This window comes from Pontibacter sp. HJ8, from assembly GCF_054824225.1.
In genome coordinates this window covers 1-17,644 of record NZ_JSYF01000341.1, presented here as the reverse complement: position 1 = coordinate 17,644, position 17,644 = coordinate 1, and the positions used below count along the sequence as shown (strand labels likewise).

Here is a 17,644-nt window from a genome sequence, read left to right as displayed (position 1 = left end):
ACTCGCTGAACGCTCAAACAGTGGAGCGTCGAAACGGTGCACCTGGCTCAGGCTGTTGCTGTGTAGTACAGGTACAAGTATGTCTTGTTATACCTGCCCGCTATACCTGCTCGTGCAGGAATTCTCCCCTTGAGGGGAGCTAGAGGGGTGTTGACAGTAGCTATGAAACAAGAAGTGTCGAACTGTAATTGCAGGCTCCCCTCCTAAGACAAGGAGGGGTAGGGGTGGTTGGACCCGGGATTGCTGCTTGTTGACTAGGGTATAAGCCTCAAGAACAGCATAAAAAAGCTTAATCTGCCTTACTCAACCCCACCACCAGCCTATCCAACTCATCCCGCAGCTTGGGCATCAGGTCGCTCAGGCCGGATTTTCTTTTCGGATAGATAAGTTCCACGTGGCGGTCGTCGATCTTGTACTCCAGCAGCCCCTGCTCGTCTTCTGTGATGTAGTAGAGCCTGATAGGGGCAGCCGTTGTGGAGACGGCGTAGGTCCGGAAGGTGAAGTTGTTCATGATCCGCTGCTGGGTCGGAGCCCGGTCTTCCAGGTAGCGTTGCGTTACGACTGTGTCCAGAGCAATCGAAGTGTCGATCTGGTAAATGGCTTTGATGTCGCCTTCCCCGAACTTCCAGGTATGGATCAGGTGCTTGCCTTGCTGGCTGCTGGTATAGTTGCTCTGCGACAGGTCAATACGGGCTGTCACCATAAACAACTGCAGGTCAGTAGCCACAGTCTGGATGGAAGGGCTCAGGGAAGCGTTGTCGCTGATGTAGACTGACGTGTTGTCCAGTATCTTTGCGTCCTTTTCAATATCGCGGGCCAGCTGCAGATCAGCAACCTGGTTTAAAAAGAGTGAAAGAAGCAACGGAAACAGCAGGTGTAGGTAGATCATGTCCTTGGGGTTAGTGCTCTTCTCCTGTACTCAAATATTGTGCTAGAAGCTACAAACGCGAACTGTCTACTACTTTCCAGCTTATATTGCCGTTGTTTACTTCGTACTTCAGGATCATAAAGCCGCCGATGTGGCCATCTTCGTAATACGCCATGGCATACCGGTCGTTGAGGATGCGGCTGTCGCGTATCGCCATGGTGCCGCCTACTACGCCCTCTGTCGGTATAAGCTGACTTTGCTTGCGGTTGAGGTCGTTCATCAGGTCCGCTTCCGGATTCCGGAGTCCTTTTTTTCGCAGCTTCTGGATGTCGCTTTCGCTCAGGCTGCCCAGTTCATCCACAAACTGGGTTCCAGCGGGTGGCACGAGCTCCATCGTGTCCGGCGGCAGCACCATTTCTTCCAAAGAGTCCGCGGTCGTTTGTTCCTGCCCCAGTTGCTGGTCTGTTTCGGCCAGTTTCGTGTCAGCTATATGCAGGCGGCTTTCCGCCTCATTCTTTTTCCAGTAAAAATAGAGCGCTGCAAACAAAAAAATGGCAGCTAATATCCAGGCGATGGCAGTTTTCATGGTCTTATAGGCGATGGTAGTGGTTCAGTCTGTAAACGGGAAGTAGGATAAAACAGATTTATCAATATTAGTAAAAAGGCATGTTTAAAGCTATACCCATAAAGAAAGCCTGCCCCGATTACAGAGGCAGGCTTTCTTATTATGTGCTATACAGTGGACTATATCTGCTTTATCCCAAGCTTAACCGATCACAGGATATCCAAGTTATTTCGAATGGTCTTGTGTCTTGTATCTAAAATCGTGTGTCTTAAGGCTTAAATCGCTTGGTTCACATCGAAGTTCTCCAGGTAATCAGCCACGCGGCGCACGAACATACCACCCAGCGAACCGTCTACTACGCGGTGGTCGTAGGAGTGCGACAGGAACATGAAGTGGCGTATACCGATCAGGTCACCTTCCGGCGTCTCGATCACAGCAGGCTTCTTCTTAATAGCGCCCACAGCCATAATGGCCACCTGCGGCTGCATGATGATCGGAGTGCCCATCACATTGCCGAACGAGCCTACGTTCGATACGGTATAGGTGCCGCCCGCCAGGTCATCCGGTGTCAGTTTGTTGATACGGCCACGGTTTGCCAGGTCATTCACTTTCTTGGTCAGGCCGTTCAGGTTCAGCTGGTCGGCATTCTTGATGTTGGGTACGATGAGGTTGCCGCTTGGCAGGGCCACCGCCATACCTACGTTGATGTCTTTGTGACGGATGATGCTACTACCGTCCACAGACACGTTGATCATCGGGAAATCCTGGATGGCTTTGGCAATGGCCTGGATGAAGATAGGGGTGAAGGTCAGATTCTCGCCTTCACGCTTCTTATACACATCCTTCCACTTGTTGCGCCAGTTTACCAGGTTGGTCACATCGGCTTCTACGAAGGAAGTCACGTGCGGCGAAATGCGCTTGCTGTCCACCATTCGGTCGGCGATCATCTTGCGCATGCGGTCCATCTCGATGATCTCTGCGTTGCCGCTGTAAGAAGCTGCCGGCCTGGAGGCAGCAGGAGCAGCCGGGGCCGGCGTGGCTTGCGGAGCTGCAATCGCCGGCGCCTGCGGAGCAGCAGCTTGCTGCGGTGCCTGGCTGCGGTTCTCCACATAAGCCATGATATCTTTTTTAGACACGCGTCCTTCTTTACCGGTGCCGGGCACAAACTCCAGCTCCTGCATCGAAATGCCTTCTTCGCGGGCAATATTGAGCACGAGCGGGGAGTAGAAACGGCCGGAAGCCGGCTGGTCCAGGCGGGCTACAGCCGACTCAGCAGGTGCGGCAGTGGCAACAGCAGGTTGTGCGGCAGCCTGAGGAGCAGCAGCGGCCGGAGCCTCCGTGGCAGCCGGAGCAGCAGCACCAGTGTCTTCACCGTTCGTAGAAATGATCGCGATAGGAGCGCCTACGGCTACTACATCGCCTTCCTTTACGAGTATCTCCTTCAGCACACCGCCTTGTATGGCGGGTACTTCAGTGTCCACTTTATCTGTAGCTACTTCCAGTACCGATTCGTCCTGCTCAATGGTATCGCCCACATTCTTGAGCCATTTCAAAACGGTGCCTTCCATGATACTCTCGCCCATTTTGGGCATAATCATTTCTACAAGTGCCATATGTTAATGTTGATCGTTTTTATTTTTGGAATAAAAATAAAGGATAGAAGTCAAAGTGAATGATCACTCAACTTTGTCCTGAATCTGTTGCCTAAAGGACTTTTGCCCCGAAAAGTCAGACAAAGTTAATGATTTTAGCCTATTCCTCAACCGCGGTGTTCAAACTTTGCCGGATCAGGTTGAGTACGGCCAAGGCTGTATACTCAATATTGAGCTGACGGTTTTTGTTGTACTGGAGCAGTTTGGCTTTTGTGCCGTTCTCGTCGGCATACGCGATCCAGATCGTGCCGACAGGTTTTTCAGCCGTACCACCTTCCGGGCCGGCGATGCCGCTGGTAGCCACCCCAATGTCTGTTTTGAATTTAGCCCGCACATTTTCGGCCATTTCGCGCACCGTGGCTTCGCTAACGGCGCCGTGCTGCTGCAGGGTGTCGGGTTTTACCAGTAGCTCCCGTATTTTTACCTCGTTGTGGTAAGCAATCACACTCCCCATGTAGTAGGCGGAGCTACCGGGGATACTCGTGATCTTGTGGGCCAGGTAGCCGCCGGTGCAGCTCTCAGCGGTGGCGATCGTGAGCTTTCGCTCTTTCAACTGCTGACCCAGCGCTTCCTCGAGCGGTACCTCACCGTAGGCAAAGATGGCCTTGGGTATAAGGTCGGTGAGTTTCGTTACTTCCTGCTCCAACTCCTGTTCCAGTTGCGCTTTATTTTCTCCGGTACCGGTCAGGCGCAGGCGCACACCCCCCAGGTGCGGAAGGTAGGCGAGCCGGATGTGCGGTGGCAGGCTGAGCTCCCAGTCTTCGAGCTTGTCAGCCAGCATAGACTCAGGTATACCAACTGTCTGCACCACTTTGTGGATGATCTCCGGTGTTTTAAAATAAGCCTTCAACTGAGGCAGCACGATGTCTTCCATCATACGCTTCATCTCAAAGGGTACGCCCGGCATGGACACAAACACTTTGTCTTCTTCCTCAAACCACATACCGGGGGCCGTGCCCAGCACATTGCGCACCGGGGTGCAGGAAGCAGGAAGGAATGCCTGCTGGCGGTTGAGTTCGGTGAGCTCGTAGCCGCGGGCCTTGAAAAGTGCTGCCACGTCAGCTAGAGAGGGTTCGTGCAGTTTTAGCTCTGTATGAAAGTAGTCAGACAGCACATTTTTGGTCAGATCATCTTTGGTGGGACCCAAGCCACCGGTGATCAGGATAATGTCTGCCCGCGTTTTGGCAGCATCAAGCGCTGCCACGATATGGTCTGCATTGTCCGATATAGAAGTGATCTGTTTCACCCGGATCCCGATCCTGGTCAGTTCGGTTCCCATCCAGGCAGAGTTGGTGTCCACGATCTGTCCGAAGAGGATTTCGTCACCAACTGTAATGATTTCTGCATTTACCGCTTTCATAGGTTTAAATTTGGTCTGATTTGTGCGTTGGTATGAAAAACTGATTCAAGTTAAAGATGTTCGCGTGATATGGTACATGCCTGGATTTATTTTCTTTAATTTCATCCAAATTTGCAGGTACCATACGCAACATCTGCTGCTTCAAAATTAACCGTATATGAAAAAATTAATTTACACTTCTCTTGTAGCCCTTGTACTCGGTACATCGGCCTGTACAGTTGCCGAAGTGCAACGCACTGTGGATGGCGTCCTGGCCGGCACAGGCACCGGTATCGGCGGAGCCGTTACCCAGAACGAGGTCGCTTCCGGCCTGAAGCAGGCCCTGGAGGTCGGTATCAAAAACGGAGCAGGCCAGGCATCGCAGACAGACGGGTATTACAAGAATTCCCTCATACGCATCCCTTTCCCGCCGGATGTAAAGAAGGTGGAGAATACCTTGCGGCAGATAGGCTTGGGCGGTGAAGTGGACCGCTTTGTGATGACCCTGAACCGGGGTGCCGAAGATGCTGCCAAAAGCGCTGTGCCGATCTTTGTCACCGCCATCAAGCAAATGACGATTGCTGATGCCTGGAACATCCTGAAAGGAGATAAAGACGCTGCCACCCAGTACCTGAAGCGTACGACCTCCGCGCAACTGCAGACTGCCTTTATGCCGGTGATCCAGAGTTCGCTGGAAAAAACGAATGCCACGCGCTACTATACCGATCTAGTCACCCGCTACAATCAGATTCCGATGGTGCAGAAGGTGAATCCCAACCTGAGCGAGTATGCAACCCAGAAAGCCATGGACGGACTTTTTCTGCTGGTAGCCCAGGAGGAGGCCAATATCCGCGAAAACCCGATCGCCCGTACAACGGAGCTGCTCAGACGGGTATTTACGAAGGAAAACCAGTCCTAAGCTACAGGCCGCATCAGATACTGCTCTACCCGCTCTCCCCAAAAGGAGAGCGGGTATTTTTTTTCAAAACATTACACCCTGATTAAAAGTACAATACAGCAAAATTTTAGTTGTCAGTGAGATAGGTATAGAGTGGCCTGATTATGGAAAACAAACTATTCAAATATAGCCCTATTACCAAAGAAAAGGACCTGGATGTGTTGATTGAGGAAATAGGGGATGCACGCGTGGTGATGCTGGGGGAGGCTTCGCATGGCACATCCGAATACTATACCTGGCGAACGGCCATCTCGCGGAGACTGATCGAGGACAAAGGCTTTGATTTTATTGCGGTGGAAGGGGACTGGCCCGAAAGCTATGCTGTGAACCGCTTTGTGAAAGGCTATCAGAATTCGGGGCGCAAAATAGCCGATGTGCTGGAGGTATACAGGCGCTGGCCTACCTGGATGTGGGCCAACTGGGAAGTGGCTGCTCTCATCGAGTGGCTCCGGGACTTCAACCACCTCCGGACGGTACAGGAGAAGGCCGGCTTTTACGGGCTGGATGTCTACAGCCTCTGGGAGTCGCTGGAGCAGGTGCTCAAGTACCTGGAGAACAAGGATGGCAAGGCTGTTGAAGCTGCCCGGAATGCGGTACAGTGTTTTGAGCCCTTTAACCGGGACCCGCAGACCTACGCCCAAGCGACGGCCTTTGTCCCGACTGACTGTGAAGACGAAGTAGTGCATATGCTCGAGCAGGTTTCCAGACGCCCGGTACACCCAAGCGATCCGGAACATGAGTTCAGTACAACACAGAATGCACTGGTGGCTGTCAACGCGGAAAAGTATTACCGGGCCATGATCAGAGGCGGGGTGAATTCGTGGAACGTGCGCGATACCCACATGATGGAAACGCTCGACCGCCTGCTGAACTTGCACGGACCCAACTCCAAAGCCATCGTATGGGAACACAACACGCACATCGGGGACGCCAGCTATACCGACATGGCAGAGGATGGCATGTTCAACATCGGGCAACTTGCCCGGGAGAGGTATGGCAGGGAACAGGTAAAGCTGGTGGGCTTTGGCACTTACCGGGGCAACGTGATCGCAGGCAAGTCGTGGGGAGCACCTATGCAGAAAATGGATGTGCCGCCCGCCCGGGAAGGCAGCTGGGAACACCTGCTGCACCAGATGAGTACGGATGACAAGATCATCCTTTCAAAAGACCTGCGAAACATACCCGAGCTCCGTCACCGCATCCCGCACCGGGCGATCGGAGTCGTGTACGATCCCAAATTTGAGCAGTTTGGCAATTATGTGCCTACCGTTATACCCGAGCGCTACGATGCCTTCCTTTACTTTGATGAAACAGAAGGCGTGCACCCGCTCCACATGAAGGCCAGAGGCGCCAAAGAGCCGGAGCTGTACCCTTGGAATTACTAATGAGCTGATTTTATACCTTCTATACCTGAAAATGCCTCTGTACCCGATAAGGTATAGGGGCATTTTTTGTAGGTATGCCGTTCAAGTCAAGTCGCTCCGGAATGCGATAAATCCGACTATTGTGAGGACTTCGCGCCGCCATGTTTGAATTAAGCTTTGGATTCCTGATATTTAAATGGAAAAACGGGAACAGGCAAATCGTGAAAAAATACCCTTTACTTCTGATTCTTTTACTCTTCTTTACTATCCCTTTATCCGCCCAGGTAAAGAATGAAGGTATACCTTATATCCGGAATTATTCCCTCAAAGAATACCAGGCCTCTCCTCAGAACTGGGCCGTCGTGCAGGATCACCGGGGGATCATGTATTTCGGCAACAACTATGGCGTGCTGGAGTTTGATGGGAACCATTGGCGCCAGATCGGGCTGCCGAACCGGTCCACCATACATGCGCTGGCGATCAGTAAGGCCGGCAGGATATACGTCGGTGGTCAGAATGACTTTGGCTACCTGCAGCCCGATGACCGGGGCGTTATGCAGTTTGTGTCGCTTAAAGGTATAATTGAAGCAAAGCATCAGAATTTTGCCGATGTGTGGAGCATCTATACCCATGAGGATGAAGTCTACTTTTGTACCGTAACAGGAGTCTACCATTACAGGAATGAGCAAATCAAGGTATACAAAGCCCCTGTCGAGCCTTCCGGCTTCCCGTTCTATGTACACGGCAAGTTGCTTGTCCCTGTTACCGGGAAAGGCATCTATGAATTGGAGGACGAAAAGCTGGTACAGCTACCGGGCAGCGAGAAAATGGCTCCTTACAGCATTGCCTCCATACTGCCCTATCCGGGCGGCAAGGCCCTGATCGTGACAGAAGAGCATGGAATTTTTATGTACGATGAATACACCGGTTTCAGCGCCAGCAAATGGGCCATAAATGAGTTCCTGATCAGGAATAAAGTCAATACAGCCACCGCTTTGTCCGAAGGGTACGCCATTGGCACCATCCTGAACGGACTCCTTATCATTGACTCGGAGGGTAACCCGTTGCAGCACCTGAACCGCGAAAAAGGGCTTCAGAACAGTACGGTTCGCAGTATTTACCAGGATCAGAAAGGCAACCTGTGGCTGGCCCTGAACAACGGCATCGATTATGTAGAATCCAATTCTCCGTTTACCGTGTACGATATCCGGTCCGGGTTGCCTGGAACCGGCTATACCTCCCTGCTGGACAAGAAAAGATTGTTCCTGGGGACAAGCGATGGCCTGTTCTACAAAACCTTGTCTGAGCAGGAGAACACGCTCAATCCCCTGCCTTTTACGCGTATCGGCAATACGGAGGGGCAGGTCTATAATCTGCAGAAGATACAGGACAAGTTATTGCTGTCTCATCACAACGGCCCTTATGAGATCATCGGGGATAAGGCCGTCAAGCTATCGGACCATCGCGGCGCCTGGCTGTTTATGCAACTCAAAAAGCATCCGGGCTACATCGTCTGCGGAACGTACTATGGCTTGCTGCTTTACCAGATGGTCAATGGCCAACTGGAGTTCCGCAGGAAGCTCGAAGGCTTTGACGAATCGGCCCGGATAATGGAGGAAGACAGCGACGGCAGTATATGGGTTGCCCATGGGTATAAAGGTTTATTTAAACTGAAATTGTCCGATAACCTCGAGAAGGTGGAAAAAGTCAGCTTTTATAACCAGAAGCATGGTTTCCCGTCCGATATCGGCATCAACGTGTTCCGGATCAATGGCAAGCTGGTTTTTACAGGTTTGCATGGAGTTTACTCTTATAACGGCCGCACAGATCGGTTTGAGTTATATGGGGAACTGAATAAGCTCTTTGACGCAGCCAAGCATGTAGGAAAGCTGTTCGAAGACAGAGAAGGGGACATCTGGTTTTCGGCAGGAGATGAAATGGGCTTCATCCGAAAGCATAGCAACGGCAGCAACGAAGTTGTGAAAAGTGTGTTCAACAGGCTGGATGGAAAACTGATCGGGGGCTTTGAACACATGGCCTATTACAACAGCCAGAATGTGCTCATCGGCATTGACGAAGGCTTTGTGCACTACCGGCCTACTTTCCTGCAGGAAAAGAGCCTCGAAGAAAAATTCTATACCCTGATCAGGCAGGTGCGAGCCGGCACCCAGACCACCGATTCGCTCATCTATGGCGGCTCTCAGGTAGAGGAAAACGTTGAAGCAAAGCAGGTTTTTGCATCGCTCCCTTATACCTTGAATTCGCTTAAATTTACGTTTGGAGCAATCGTCTACGATGGTATAGAAGATGTGCAGTACCAGTACTACCTGGAAGGTTTTGACCAGGGCTGGTCCCCGTGGATGAGTACCCTGCAGAAAGAATATACCAACTTGCGGGAAGGTACCTATACCTTTCATGTGCGGGCCCGGAACATCTATAACCAGGAGAGTGATGAGGCAACCTTTACCTTTGCTGTGGCACCCCCCTGGTACCGGTCCGGCTGGGCGTATACCCTGTATGTGCTGTTGGGAATCCTGGGGCTCTTTCTGCTCAAGAAAGTGATTGAAAAACGCATCAGTCAAACTGAAAAGCGACTGCAGGAGGAGCAGGAAAAAGCGCTTAAGCTGAAAGAGGCGCAGCACATGGAAGAAGTGCTGAAAGCCGAGAAGGAAATCATCCGCTTAAACAACGAGAAGTTGGAAGGGGAGCTCAACCACAAATCGAAGGAACTGACCTCATCGGCCCTGCATGTGATGCAGAACATGGAAGCCGTGCACAAGGTGAAAGATCAGCTGGAACGCGTGATGGAGCAGGTGGCCGATAAAGATACCCGGCAGCAGCTCAAGAAGATACTGCGGTCGGTGGATGAAGAGATCAAGATCGAAAACAACTGGGAGCAATTTGAGCTTCACTTTAACCAGGTACACCAGGACTTTCTCAGACGCCTGAGCAACGACTACCCGGACCTGACCTACAAGGATCTGAAAATGTGCGCTTACCTGCGGCTCAACTTGTCGAGCAAAGAAATAGCCTCTTTGCTCAAGCTGTCGTTGAGAGGCGTGGAAACCAGCCGCTACAGGATCAGGAAAAAGATGAACCTGGACCAGGACGCCAGCCTGACAGAATCAATTCTTAAATATTAACCCTCTACGAAGCTGCTTTTACGGCTGCTTCCTACTTTCAGCTGCAATTCAAGCTATACAAAAGCGCCCGGCAGAACCGGGCGCTTTTGTCTTAATCATTAGTCTCACTATAATTTCATTTATACCTCCCTGCAGAATTCAGGACTTGAGGAGGTTAGTTTGTTCCAACCAGATCAGGACCCTCCAGCATGAATTTCCTGACCTGGTCCCCGATCCGGATCTCAAACTCGCCGGGTTCGGTTACCTGCTTGCCTTCGCGGTTGGTATAGCTCAGGTCAGCGGCTGTCAGCGTGAACGAAAGCGTTTTGCTTTCACCCGGCTGCAGGGCTATTTTCTCAAAACGGCGCAGGCGCTTCACATCCGGTGTGATGCCTGTGGCATAGAGGTCGGATGAGTAGAGATGCACCACTTCTTTGCCGGCTACTTTTCCGGCATTGGTTACCTGTACACTTACCTCGATCGGTTCGCCCATTTTCACCTTTTCCTTCAGGCTGAGGTTTGCATACCTGAACGTGGTATAGCTCAGGCCGTGGCCGAACTCATATTGCGGGTTATAGTCCGCTTCGTAGTTATAAACGCCTTCAGCCTTGCGCTGCTCGGCTGAGGGTTTGTGTATGAAAGGGACCAAAGCATTCGGGTAATGCGGGTAGTTGTAAGGCAACTTGCCCGATGGGTTCACATCCCCGAACAGCACATCAGCCAGGGCATCGCCGCCATAGTTGCCGGGCTGGTAAATCTGCACGATCCCTTTCATCTGCTGCTCAAAGCGGCTGATCACGCGTGGGCGGCCTTCGTTCAGCACCAGTATGACCGGCTTACCGGTCTGTGCCAGCTTCCGGGCCAGGTCCGTCTGCAGGTCCGAGATGTAGATGTCGTTGATGTTGCCGGGGGTTTCCGTAGACGTGTTTTCGCCAAGGCACAGGATGATCACATCCGCTTTTTTAGCAGCGGCGATGGCACTCTCCATTTTATCCGCGAATTCTTCGTAATAAAAACCGTCCATCTTGTAACTCACCCCGGGAACGAAGGTCACGTTGCCGGCTCCTATTTCCTTCTGCAGCGCTTCCACGATCGTGTTATACCTGCCGGCAAATTCTTCTACTTTCTCGCCCTGCCAGGAGTAGGTCCAGGCGCCGTTCAGTGTCCGCATGCTGTTGGCATTCGGACCGGTTACCAGCACTTTCATCCCTTTCTTCAGAGGCAGTATATTGTTTTCGTTCTTGAGAAGGGTGATGGATTCTGCTGCCATCTGGTAGGCGGCATCTTCGTGCTCCTTGCTGCCAAACTTCGGATAATCGGCCGGATTGGTAGTCGGGTTTTCAAACAGGTTCAGGTTGTGCTTTACCCGCAGAATGCGCCGGACAGCGTCATCGATACGTTCCTGCTTTACCTTGCCTTCCTTCACCAGTTCCACCAGACCATTGCAGAAAGGCTCGTACTGATACGCCACCATCGACATGTCTATACCTGCATTGATGGCCAGCATAATGGCCTCTTTCATAGTGGCAGCTACCTTGTCGCGGGTATGCAGGTATTCGATGTCTCCCCAGTCGGTTACAACCAGCCCTTTGAAGCCCAGCTCCTCCTTGAGTAGTTTGGTGAGGATGTCGTGGTTGGAATGCACCGGTACCCCGTTGATGATGCCCGAGTTGATCATGATCGTCTGGGATCCCGCCTCGATGGCTGCTTTAAAGGAGGGCAGGTGGTACTCGCGCAGGGCTTCTTCCGAGATATAAGTAGGTGTTCTGTCTTTGCCCGAAGTAGGTACCTGGTAGCCCAGGAAGTGCTTCATGCAGGATGCCACATGCTCCGGATGGCCGATGCTGTTATCATTTCCTTCATAGCCCTTTATCATCTGTACACCCAGTTCTGAGATCAGGTATGGGTCCTCGCCAAAGGATTCGAACTGCCGGGAAAAGCGCGGGTCCGGGGCAAGGTCCAGCACAGGGGAGAAGTTCCAGGGAATGGAGCTGGCGCGGGTTTCGTAGGCCGTGATCTCGGCACCGCGTCGTACCAGCTCCCGGTTACGGCTGGCCGCCATCCCGATCTGTTGCGGAAACATGGTGCCGCCGGCGGTATAGGTAGCGCCATGTATCTGGTCTACGCCGTAAATAACAGGCACTTTAAGTCGGGTCTGGTTCATCGCCATATCCTGAATCTGGCTGATGATGGCATACCATTGTTCCGGCGTACGTGCCCGGTTGTTGGCCGTGTTCAGAACGGATCCGATCTTGTAGTCTACCAGTGCTTTCCGGAGCTCCGTCGTGTCAAGTGTCAGTGGCTCTGCGCTATAGAACCTGTTGCCCCCTTTGCCTACCACGTCCAGCGTGATCTGGGCCATCTGGCCTACCTTCTCTTCGAGCGTCATCCGGCTCAGCAGGTCTTCTATTTTCCGGTCTGTTTCGGATTGGGCAGGAGCCGCCTCAACGGTCGTAGCGGTATCTTCGGAAGGGGCAGTGGCGGGTTTCTGTGTCTGGCAGCCGGATAGCAACGCATAAGCTAAAAAGGCCGTCAGGGTTACATTCTTTAAGTACATGTTTTGGGGAATTGAGGTATGCGGTTTATGTTAAATTCTGTTTCGAAGAAAGTTCTTCCTCCTGCTCGGGTTGAATCTTCAGGACCTTTCTCATTTTATACCCTTTCTGAAAAGAGCAGAAGTGGTTGGTCTTCTGTTTGGTATAGCCCAGTTTTCGGGCTGACTTCTTTTTGCGTGCTACCATACGTAAGTGCCTACTGCCCCTTTGTTAAGCGTGGTGGTGACCAGCTTGCTTTTGTGGCGGATGTTAAAGGTCCGGCTGGACTGACCCTCATTGAGCACGATCAGGACCTTGTCTCCGTTGGGTGCCTGGAAAGCCACATTCGGCAGGGAAGCCGGCATAGTGGAGCCAATCCGGATTGCACCCGGCCTTACAAATTTGGATGCATGCGCGATGATATAATAAGCCGGGTTGCGGATAACACCCCCATTGATCGTGACGGCTCCCAGGCATTCGGTGCAGCCGCCTTCAGTGTGCGGGTCCTGTTTGGCATCTGCTGCCAGGTTCCATTCCAGCACCGTTTTACACCAGTTTCGGGTGGCCCCTATGATCAGGTTTTTGGTATGCCAGTTCAGATCGCCTGCCAGGTTGCCCGGCGCGCCGATCCATTGCTCTGTGAAGTATAGGTTTTTGTCGGGATGGGCTTTGTGTACCTGGTCCAGGGCATCTATTGTGCCGCCGTAGAGGTGAAAGGCTGAGCCATCGATGTATTTCTTCGCTTCCGGGTCATTGAGGATACTGATGGGATAATCTACCCGGTCGGCGTTGTGGTCATACACAATGATTTTGGTGCTGATGTTAGCTGCCTGGAAAGCGGGGCCCAGGCTTTGCTTGATAAACTGCGCCTGATCCGGAGACAGCATCAACAGGCTGGGGTTGTTGCCCGGGTGCAGGGGCTCGTTCTGTACCGTGATGGCATCGATGCGTATACCTTCGGCGGCCATTTTCTGGATATACCTGACAAAGTACCGGGCATAGGCATCGTAAAACTCAGGTTTTAAGCTGCCGCCTTTGGAGTTGTTGTTTGTTTTCATCCAGGTAGGAGGGGACCAGGGCGAGCCCATGATCTTGATATCCGGATTGATGGCCAGTATCTCCTTCAGCACAGGTATAAGGTCCTTCCGATCCGGGTCCAGGCTGAATCTGGCCATCTCAGGGTCTGTCTCACCCGCCGGCAGATCATTGTAGGAGAATACATAACTGTCCAGGTCGGATGCGCCGATGCTGACCCGCAAATAACTGACCCCGATGTTGGTGCCATCTGTGGCAAAGAGTTCCTGCAGCAGGGCCGTACGGGCAGCAGGAGACATTTTATTGAGCAGCATCGCACTCCCCCCGGTCAAGGTATAGCCGAATCCGTCGATTGTCTGGAAGGTTTGGGTCGTGTCCAGCTCGATGGTGGGATGCTGATTTTCGGCTGCTCCAAAAGCAAGCGGAGTATTTTGTTGCTTAAAAAGAACGGAAGCAGCTGGATCTGTGAGCCAGAAGGCCACCTTCTCGAAGGATGGTTCAGCAGGTCCGTCCCCATCCGAGTTCTGGTCTGTAATATCTTTGGTGCAGGAAAGAAGCGCAGGAATAAGCAGGAGTAAAAGCCAATTTTTCCGGAAGCAGTTGAAAGCAGCGTAGTTCACGTGGGTATAGTAAGTGGTGGTTGAAGTCTGTTTACAAAAAGGGATATCTCAAGCGGAATAAGCTGAGTAAAAGCTGTGGCTATTGGATCATTTTATAGACCCGTACATAATCTACCTCCATCGCTTGCGGGTAAACGCCGGGGTCAACTCCCTGGGCTCCGCCCCAGTTCCCCCCAACGGCTATGTTGAGGAGTAAGTGAAATCTTTTATCAAAAGGCCAGACTGCAGAGCCCTTGCCTTCATTTACAAATTCGAAAACCGGCTGGTCATCTATGTAGCCGCGGATGGCATACGGCGTCCAGTCTACCCGGTAGAGATGAAACTCTGTGCTGGCAGTAGGGATAACTTTGCTCTTGCCTTTCTGGGTGTTTTTGCCGTGGTTATACGCGTCTGTATGTACCGTGATGTGGACGTTGTTCTGGTCATAGCCGACATGCTCCATGATATCGATCTCGCCGGATTTTGGCCAGCCGCCATAAGCCCAATCGGTTGGCAGCATCCAGATGGCCGGCCAGGTGCCTCTGCCTGTCGGGAGCTTGGCCTTTATCTCGAAACGGCCATACAAAAAGTCGCCTTTGTCTTTCGTAACCAATCGGGCAGAGGTATACTCTTTGCCCTCTTTGCTTTCTTTTCGGGCTGTGATTTTGAGGATGCCCTCCGACACGCTCGCGTTGCTGGTGCTGTTGGTATAGTACTGCAGTTCGTTGTTGCCCCAGCCGGTTCCACCTATATCGTACCCCCACTTGGTTGGGTCGGGCTGACCGGTATAGTTGAATTCATCTGTCCAGACAGGGGTGGCTTCAAACTTCCAGTTCAGGTCCTGGGGAGGTTTGGGCTGTGAGATATACGGTTTCGGCTCTTCTGTTTTGGAGCAGGCCAGGGTTGCTAAAGACAGAAAAAGCGTGGTGGCTATGGATAGCATGTGCGTTGTTTTTAGGTTGCCGGAAGAGAACATAAGAGAAGGCTTGTAATGGGCTTGCCGTAGGTATAGATTTACGCCGGTGGCAGCGCCAGGATAAAGTAGAGTGTGGTAAAAAATCAGCCGGAATCAGAAAAGACCCCGGCTGATTCAGTTTTTCACTATGGTTCTAATCTGAAATCATCCAGGAAGAAAATGCCCGGGATAAAGTTGCCTTCCCCGCCGATCTGGATAACGACTCTGTTCAGGTCCTTTCTGTCTGCGTAGGGCGCAAAGTTGAACGTGAGTTCCACCCATTTGTCAACCTCATTTACCTGCTGCTTGATCTCCACCTGGTTCACCCACGGCTGAGCCGACGTGCCGTTCTGAAGTTTCACGGATACCTGCTTGAGCAGATTCTTGATGGCCCAGTCTTCGCCTTTGGCTGTTGTAAAATCGTTGTAGCTCGGCACAAAGACTTTCAACTTGAACACATTGCGGGTCTTCAGATCAAAGTCAAAAGCAAAGTCCGTGAACATGTTGGCAAATTCGTAGGTCTGGCCTTCCTGCTTGACATACATGGCTACCTTGGCTGACTTGTTGATCCCAAGCGGAGCCGGATTGTCGTAGCTTTCGTTCAGCGTCAGGTTTTCTTTTTTCCAGGTTACATTGCCGGCTTCATCAAAGTTGTCAAACATGTTCTCCATGCGGTACGGGCGTACCTCAACCGGGTGTGTAAAGCCCTTTGGCACGAGGCGAATCCACCAGGCATTTGCAGCATTGGCTCCGTCGGCGCCTTTCAGGTATAGCTCGTTCTCTGCTAACTTGAGGATCTCGTAACGGGATACGCCGGTATAATAAGCGATAAATCCTTTGTTGGAAAGCACCAGGAATTTCTTTCCGCCTTCTTCTACTACACTCCACACCATGTTGGCAGGAGGGGTGTGAGGCAAGGTATAGTCAGCACTCTGGGCTTTCCCTCCTAAGCCGGCAGCGTTAGAACCGTTTACAAACGTGTTGCCATTGTTCTGGTAGGTATAGGCAAAGCCGTTCAGGTTAAAGGTCATCTCATCATCGTAGAGCCCTTCGGAAGCTTTGTCATTCGGTGGCGCAGACCACCACTCCGGGGTGGCTGCTGCAAGCGGACCTACGCCCATGTGGCCTGCCTTATGCCGGTCCACCACCCAGGTTTTGCCAGTTGCCTTGTCCGCACCGCCTGTCAGGAAGTTGTAGTCTTCTCTGTTCAGCATCGCCACGTTGGTTTTGGCAATAGAAACCGACTGTGTGTTGGTCGCATAGCCACCGCTTGTGAAAACCGTAAGTTTTACGGTATAGCTGCCTTCCACCGGGAACGATCCTGTCACCTGGTTTCCTTCCGCTGTGGTCCCATTTCCGAAGTCCCAGATAGCTTTGAAAGCTCCCGGGGTTTCGTTGGTGAAAGTGATAATGTTCGGATTGGTCGCTGTAGGGGAAGCCTTGAACTTCACCATGTCAGCCTTGGGCGCAGGCGCTAGCCCGCCCTCCATTTCTTCGGGCGTACAACCCGCAAAGGAGGCTGCCACCAGTGCCATAGCCAGATACGCGTAAACTCTGGATATAAGTCTATTGTATTTCATGATTTTCTTATGTTAAAGTTAAGAACCTGACGTCTATCTGTATGCTGGGTTCTGCTCAAGTTTCGTGTTGATCAGTTCTGCCTGCGGTATAGGCAGCAACTCATGCTTCCCGGCCACAAAACCCATTGGAGCCAGCACACTGGCAGCCCGGCCTGTGCGCACCAGATCAAAGAAGCGATGGCCTTCTGTGGCCAGCTCCAGGCGGCGCTCTCTGTAAATATTGTCGAGTGTAGGCGCTACGGCAGCAAGTCCGACACGGCCCCGAACGGCGTTCAGCAGGTTGCCGGCTCTGGTTGCGTCGCCACCTCCCTGTACAATGGCTTCGGCTTCCATGAGGTAGGTGTCGGCCAGGCGGATCTCGATGTAGTCATTGGGGAAGTTAAGGATGGCATCTCCGCCACCGGTGCTCAGCCACTCTTTTGTAGGCGCATACTTTTTCACAAAGTAGCCGGTATCATCGAAGCTCGCCTCATAAGCAGCCCCTGGTATACTTTTGACATCCAGCACGGTATGCTCGTAGCGTGGGTCACCTTTCAGGGCATCGACCAGGTCGGTGGTCAGCGTGTTAAAACCCCAACCGGCAATGTAATCAGGTCCTGAATAACCTCTGGGGCCAAACATCAGGACGGCTATGTTGCCATCAAAATTAGGCCAGCTGCCCCATCCGCCATTGCCCAGGGATGTGTGGACAATTTCAAATATCGACTCGCTGTTGAACTTTTTGGCAGGGCTGAAGATGTCTCCGTATTTATCCAGCAACCTGTAGCCATACGTGCTGGTGCCACCCGGCGTACCGTTTACATCTGCCAGCTGTGTAGCGGCTTCGGACCATTTCTTCTGGTAGAGCAGCACTTTGCCCAACAGGGCCTTACCGGCTCCCTGGGTAACGCGTCCGCCTTCAGTTGCCACACTTACTGTAGCCGGCAGATTAGGTATGGCTTCCTTCAGGTCTTTCTCTACCTGTGCATAAATAACCTCCGGGGTAACCTGTGCCTGGTTAAATAATTCCGAAGTCTCCAGTGGGGAAGTGAACAGTGGTACACTGCCAAACAGACGCACCAGATCAAAATAAT

Annotated in this window: 13 protein-coding genes; 3 read left to right on the top strand and 10 right to left on the bottom strand. The window is 52.2% G+C overall.

Going from position 1 to position 17,644, the window contains the following annotated elements; all coding sequences use genetic code 11:
* Positions 1 to 289 precede the first annotated feature (289 nt).
* From OB13_RS14745 to OB13_RS14730, 4 genes are all read right to left on the bottom strand, one after another.
* Entirely contained in the window at positions 290 to 889 is a 600-nt protein-coding gene (locus tag OB13_RS14745) for a hypothetical protein (protein ID WP_461490934.1), read from the bottom strand.
* A gap of 49 nt (positions 890 to 938) precedes the next feature.
* A complete protein-coding gene (locus OB13_RS14740) occupies positions 939 to 1,454 on the bottom strand; it encodes a hypothetical protein (protein ID WP_461490933.1) in 516 nt (171 codons plus the stop codon).
* A 254-nt stretch (positions 1,455 to 1,708) separates the two neighbouring features.
* Positions 1,709 to 3,046 carry a dihydrolipoamide acetyltransferase family protein gene (locus OB13_RS14735; RefSeq protein WP_461490932.1) on the bottom strand — a complete coding sequence of 446 codons (1,338 nt, stop codon included), beginning with the start codon at positions 3,044 to 3,046 and terminating at the stop codon, positions 1,709 to 1,711.
* Positions 3,047 to 3,185: 139 nt separating this feature from the next.
* Complete coding sequence (locus OB13_RS14730) at positions 3,186 to 4,445, bottom strand: competence/damage-inducible protein A (RefSeq protein ID WP_461490931.1); 1,260 nt, start codon at positions 4,443 to 4,445, stop codon at positions 3,186 to 3,188.
* Between the two features lie 157 nt (positions 4,446 to 4,602).
* On the opposite strand from OB13_RS14730, the gene OB13_RS14725 reads away from it, so the two are divergent.
* The 3 genes from OB13_RS14725 (at position 4,603) to OB13_RS14715 (ending at position 9,889) form a co-directional block, all read left to right on the top strand.
* Complete coding sequence (locus OB13_RS14725; RefSeq protein ID WP_461490930.1) at positions 4,603 to 5,343, top strand: DUF4197 domain-containing protein; 741 nt, start codon at positions 4,603 to 4,605, stop codon at positions 5,341 to 5,343.
* Between the two features lie 143 nt (positions 5,344 to 5,486).
* Entirely contained in the window at positions 5,487 to 6,767 is a 1,281-nt protein-coding gene (locus OB13_RS14720; protein ID WP_461490929.1) for an erythromycin esterase family protein, read from the top strand.
* A gap of 200 nt (positions 6,768 to 6,967) precedes the next feature.
* A complete protein-coding gene (locus OB13_RS14715; protein ID WP_461490928.1) occupies positions 6,968 to 9,889 on the top strand; it encodes a two-component regulator propeller domain-containing protein in 2,922 nt (973 codons plus the stop codon).
* A 154-nt stretch (positions 9,890 to 10,043) separates the two neighbouring features.
* On the opposite strand, the gene OB13_RS14710 is transcribed toward OB13_RS14715, so the two are convergent.
* The 6 genes from OB13_RS14710 to OB13_RS14685 form a co-directional block, all read right to left on the bottom strand.
* Positions 10,044 to 12,425 carry a glycoside hydrolase family 3 N-terminal domain-containing protein gene (locus tag OB13_RS14710; RefSeq protein WP_461490927.1) on the bottom strand — a complete coding sequence of 794 codons (2,382 nt, stop codon included), beginning with the start codon at positions 12,423 to 12,425 and terminating at the stop codon, positions 10,044 to 10,046.
* Between the two features lie 25 nt (positions 12,426 to 12,450).
* Positions 12,451 to 12,609 carry a hypothetical protein gene (locus OB13_RS14705; RefSeq protein ID WP_461490926.1) on the bottom strand — a complete coding sequence of 53 codons (159 nt, stop codon included), beginning with the start codon at positions 12,607 to 12,609 and terminating at the stop codon, positions 12,451 to 12,453.
* Entirely contained in the window at positions 12,603 to 13,973 is a 1,371-nt protein-coding gene (locus tag OB13_RS14700; RefSeq protein WP_461490946.1) for a glycoside hydrolase family 30 protein, read from the bottom strand. Before OB13_RS14700 ends, OB13_RS14705 begins: the two co-directional genes overlap by 7 nt.
* Positions 13,974 to 14,136: 163 nt before the next feature.
* Positions 14,137 to 14,979 carry a glycoside hydrolase family 16 protein gene (locus OB13_RS14695; RefSeq protein WP_461490925.1) on the bottom strand — a complete coding sequence of 281 codons (843 nt, stop codon included), beginning with the start codon at positions 14,977 to 14,979 and terminating at the stop codon, positions 14,137 to 14,139.
* A 158-nt stretch (positions 14,980 to 15,137) separates the two neighbouring features.
* Positions 15,138 to 16,571 (bottom strand): PKD domain-containing protein, encoded by a 1,434-nt coding sequence (locus tag OB13_RS14690; protein WP_461490924.1) that lies wholly within the window; start codon positions 16,569 to 16,571, stop codon positions 15,138 to 15,140.
* 33 nt (positions 16,572 to 16,604) lie between these two features.
* The coding region (locus OB13_RS14685; protein WP_461490923.1) for a RagB/SusD family nutrient uptake outer membrane protein at positions 16,605 to 17,644 on the bottom strand (1,040 nt) is incomplete at its 5' end.

Bases quoted from the DNA above. Each gene is read 5' to 3' on its own strand.
- OB13_RS14745 (WP_461490934.1), bottom strand. From the start codon at position 889: ATGATCTACCTACACCTGCTGTTTCCGTTGCTTCTTTCACTCTTTTTA.
- OB13_RS14740 (WP_461490933.1), bottom strand. From the start codon at position 1,454: ATGAAAACTGCCATCGCCTGGATATTAGCTGCCATTTTTTTGTTTGCA.
- OB13_RS14735 (WP_461490932.1), bottom strand. From the start codon at position 3,046: ATGGCACTTGTAGAAATGATTATGCCCAAAATGGGCGAGAGTATCATG.
- OB13_RS14730 (WP_461490931.1), bottom strand. From the start codon at position 4,445: ATGAAAGCGGTAAATGCAGAAATCATTACAGTTGGTGACGAAATCCTC.
- OB13_RS14725 (WP_461490930.1), top strand. From the start codon at position 4,603: ATGAAAAAATTAATTTACACTTCTCTTGTAGCCCTTGTACTCGGTACA.
- OB13_RS14720 (WP_461490929.1), top strand. From the start codon at position 5,487: ATGGAAAACAAACTATTCAAATATAGCCCTATTACCAAAGAAAAGGAC.
- OB13_RS14710 (WP_461490927.1), bottom strand. From the start codon at position 12,425: ATGTACTTAAAGAATGTAACCCTGACGGCCTTTTTAGCTTATGCGTTG.
- OB13_RS14705 (WP_461490926.1), bottom strand. From the start codon at position 12,609: ATGGTAGCACGCAAAAAGAAGTCAGCCCGAAAACTGGGCTATACCAAA.
- OB13_RS14695 (WP_461490925.1), bottom strand. From the start codon at position 14,979: ATGCTATCCATAGCCACCACGCTTTTTCTGTCTTTAGCAACCCTGGCC.
- OB13_RS14690 (WP_461490924.1), bottom strand. From the start codon at position 16,571: ATGAAATACAATAGACTTATATCCAGAGTTTACGCGTATCTGGCTATG.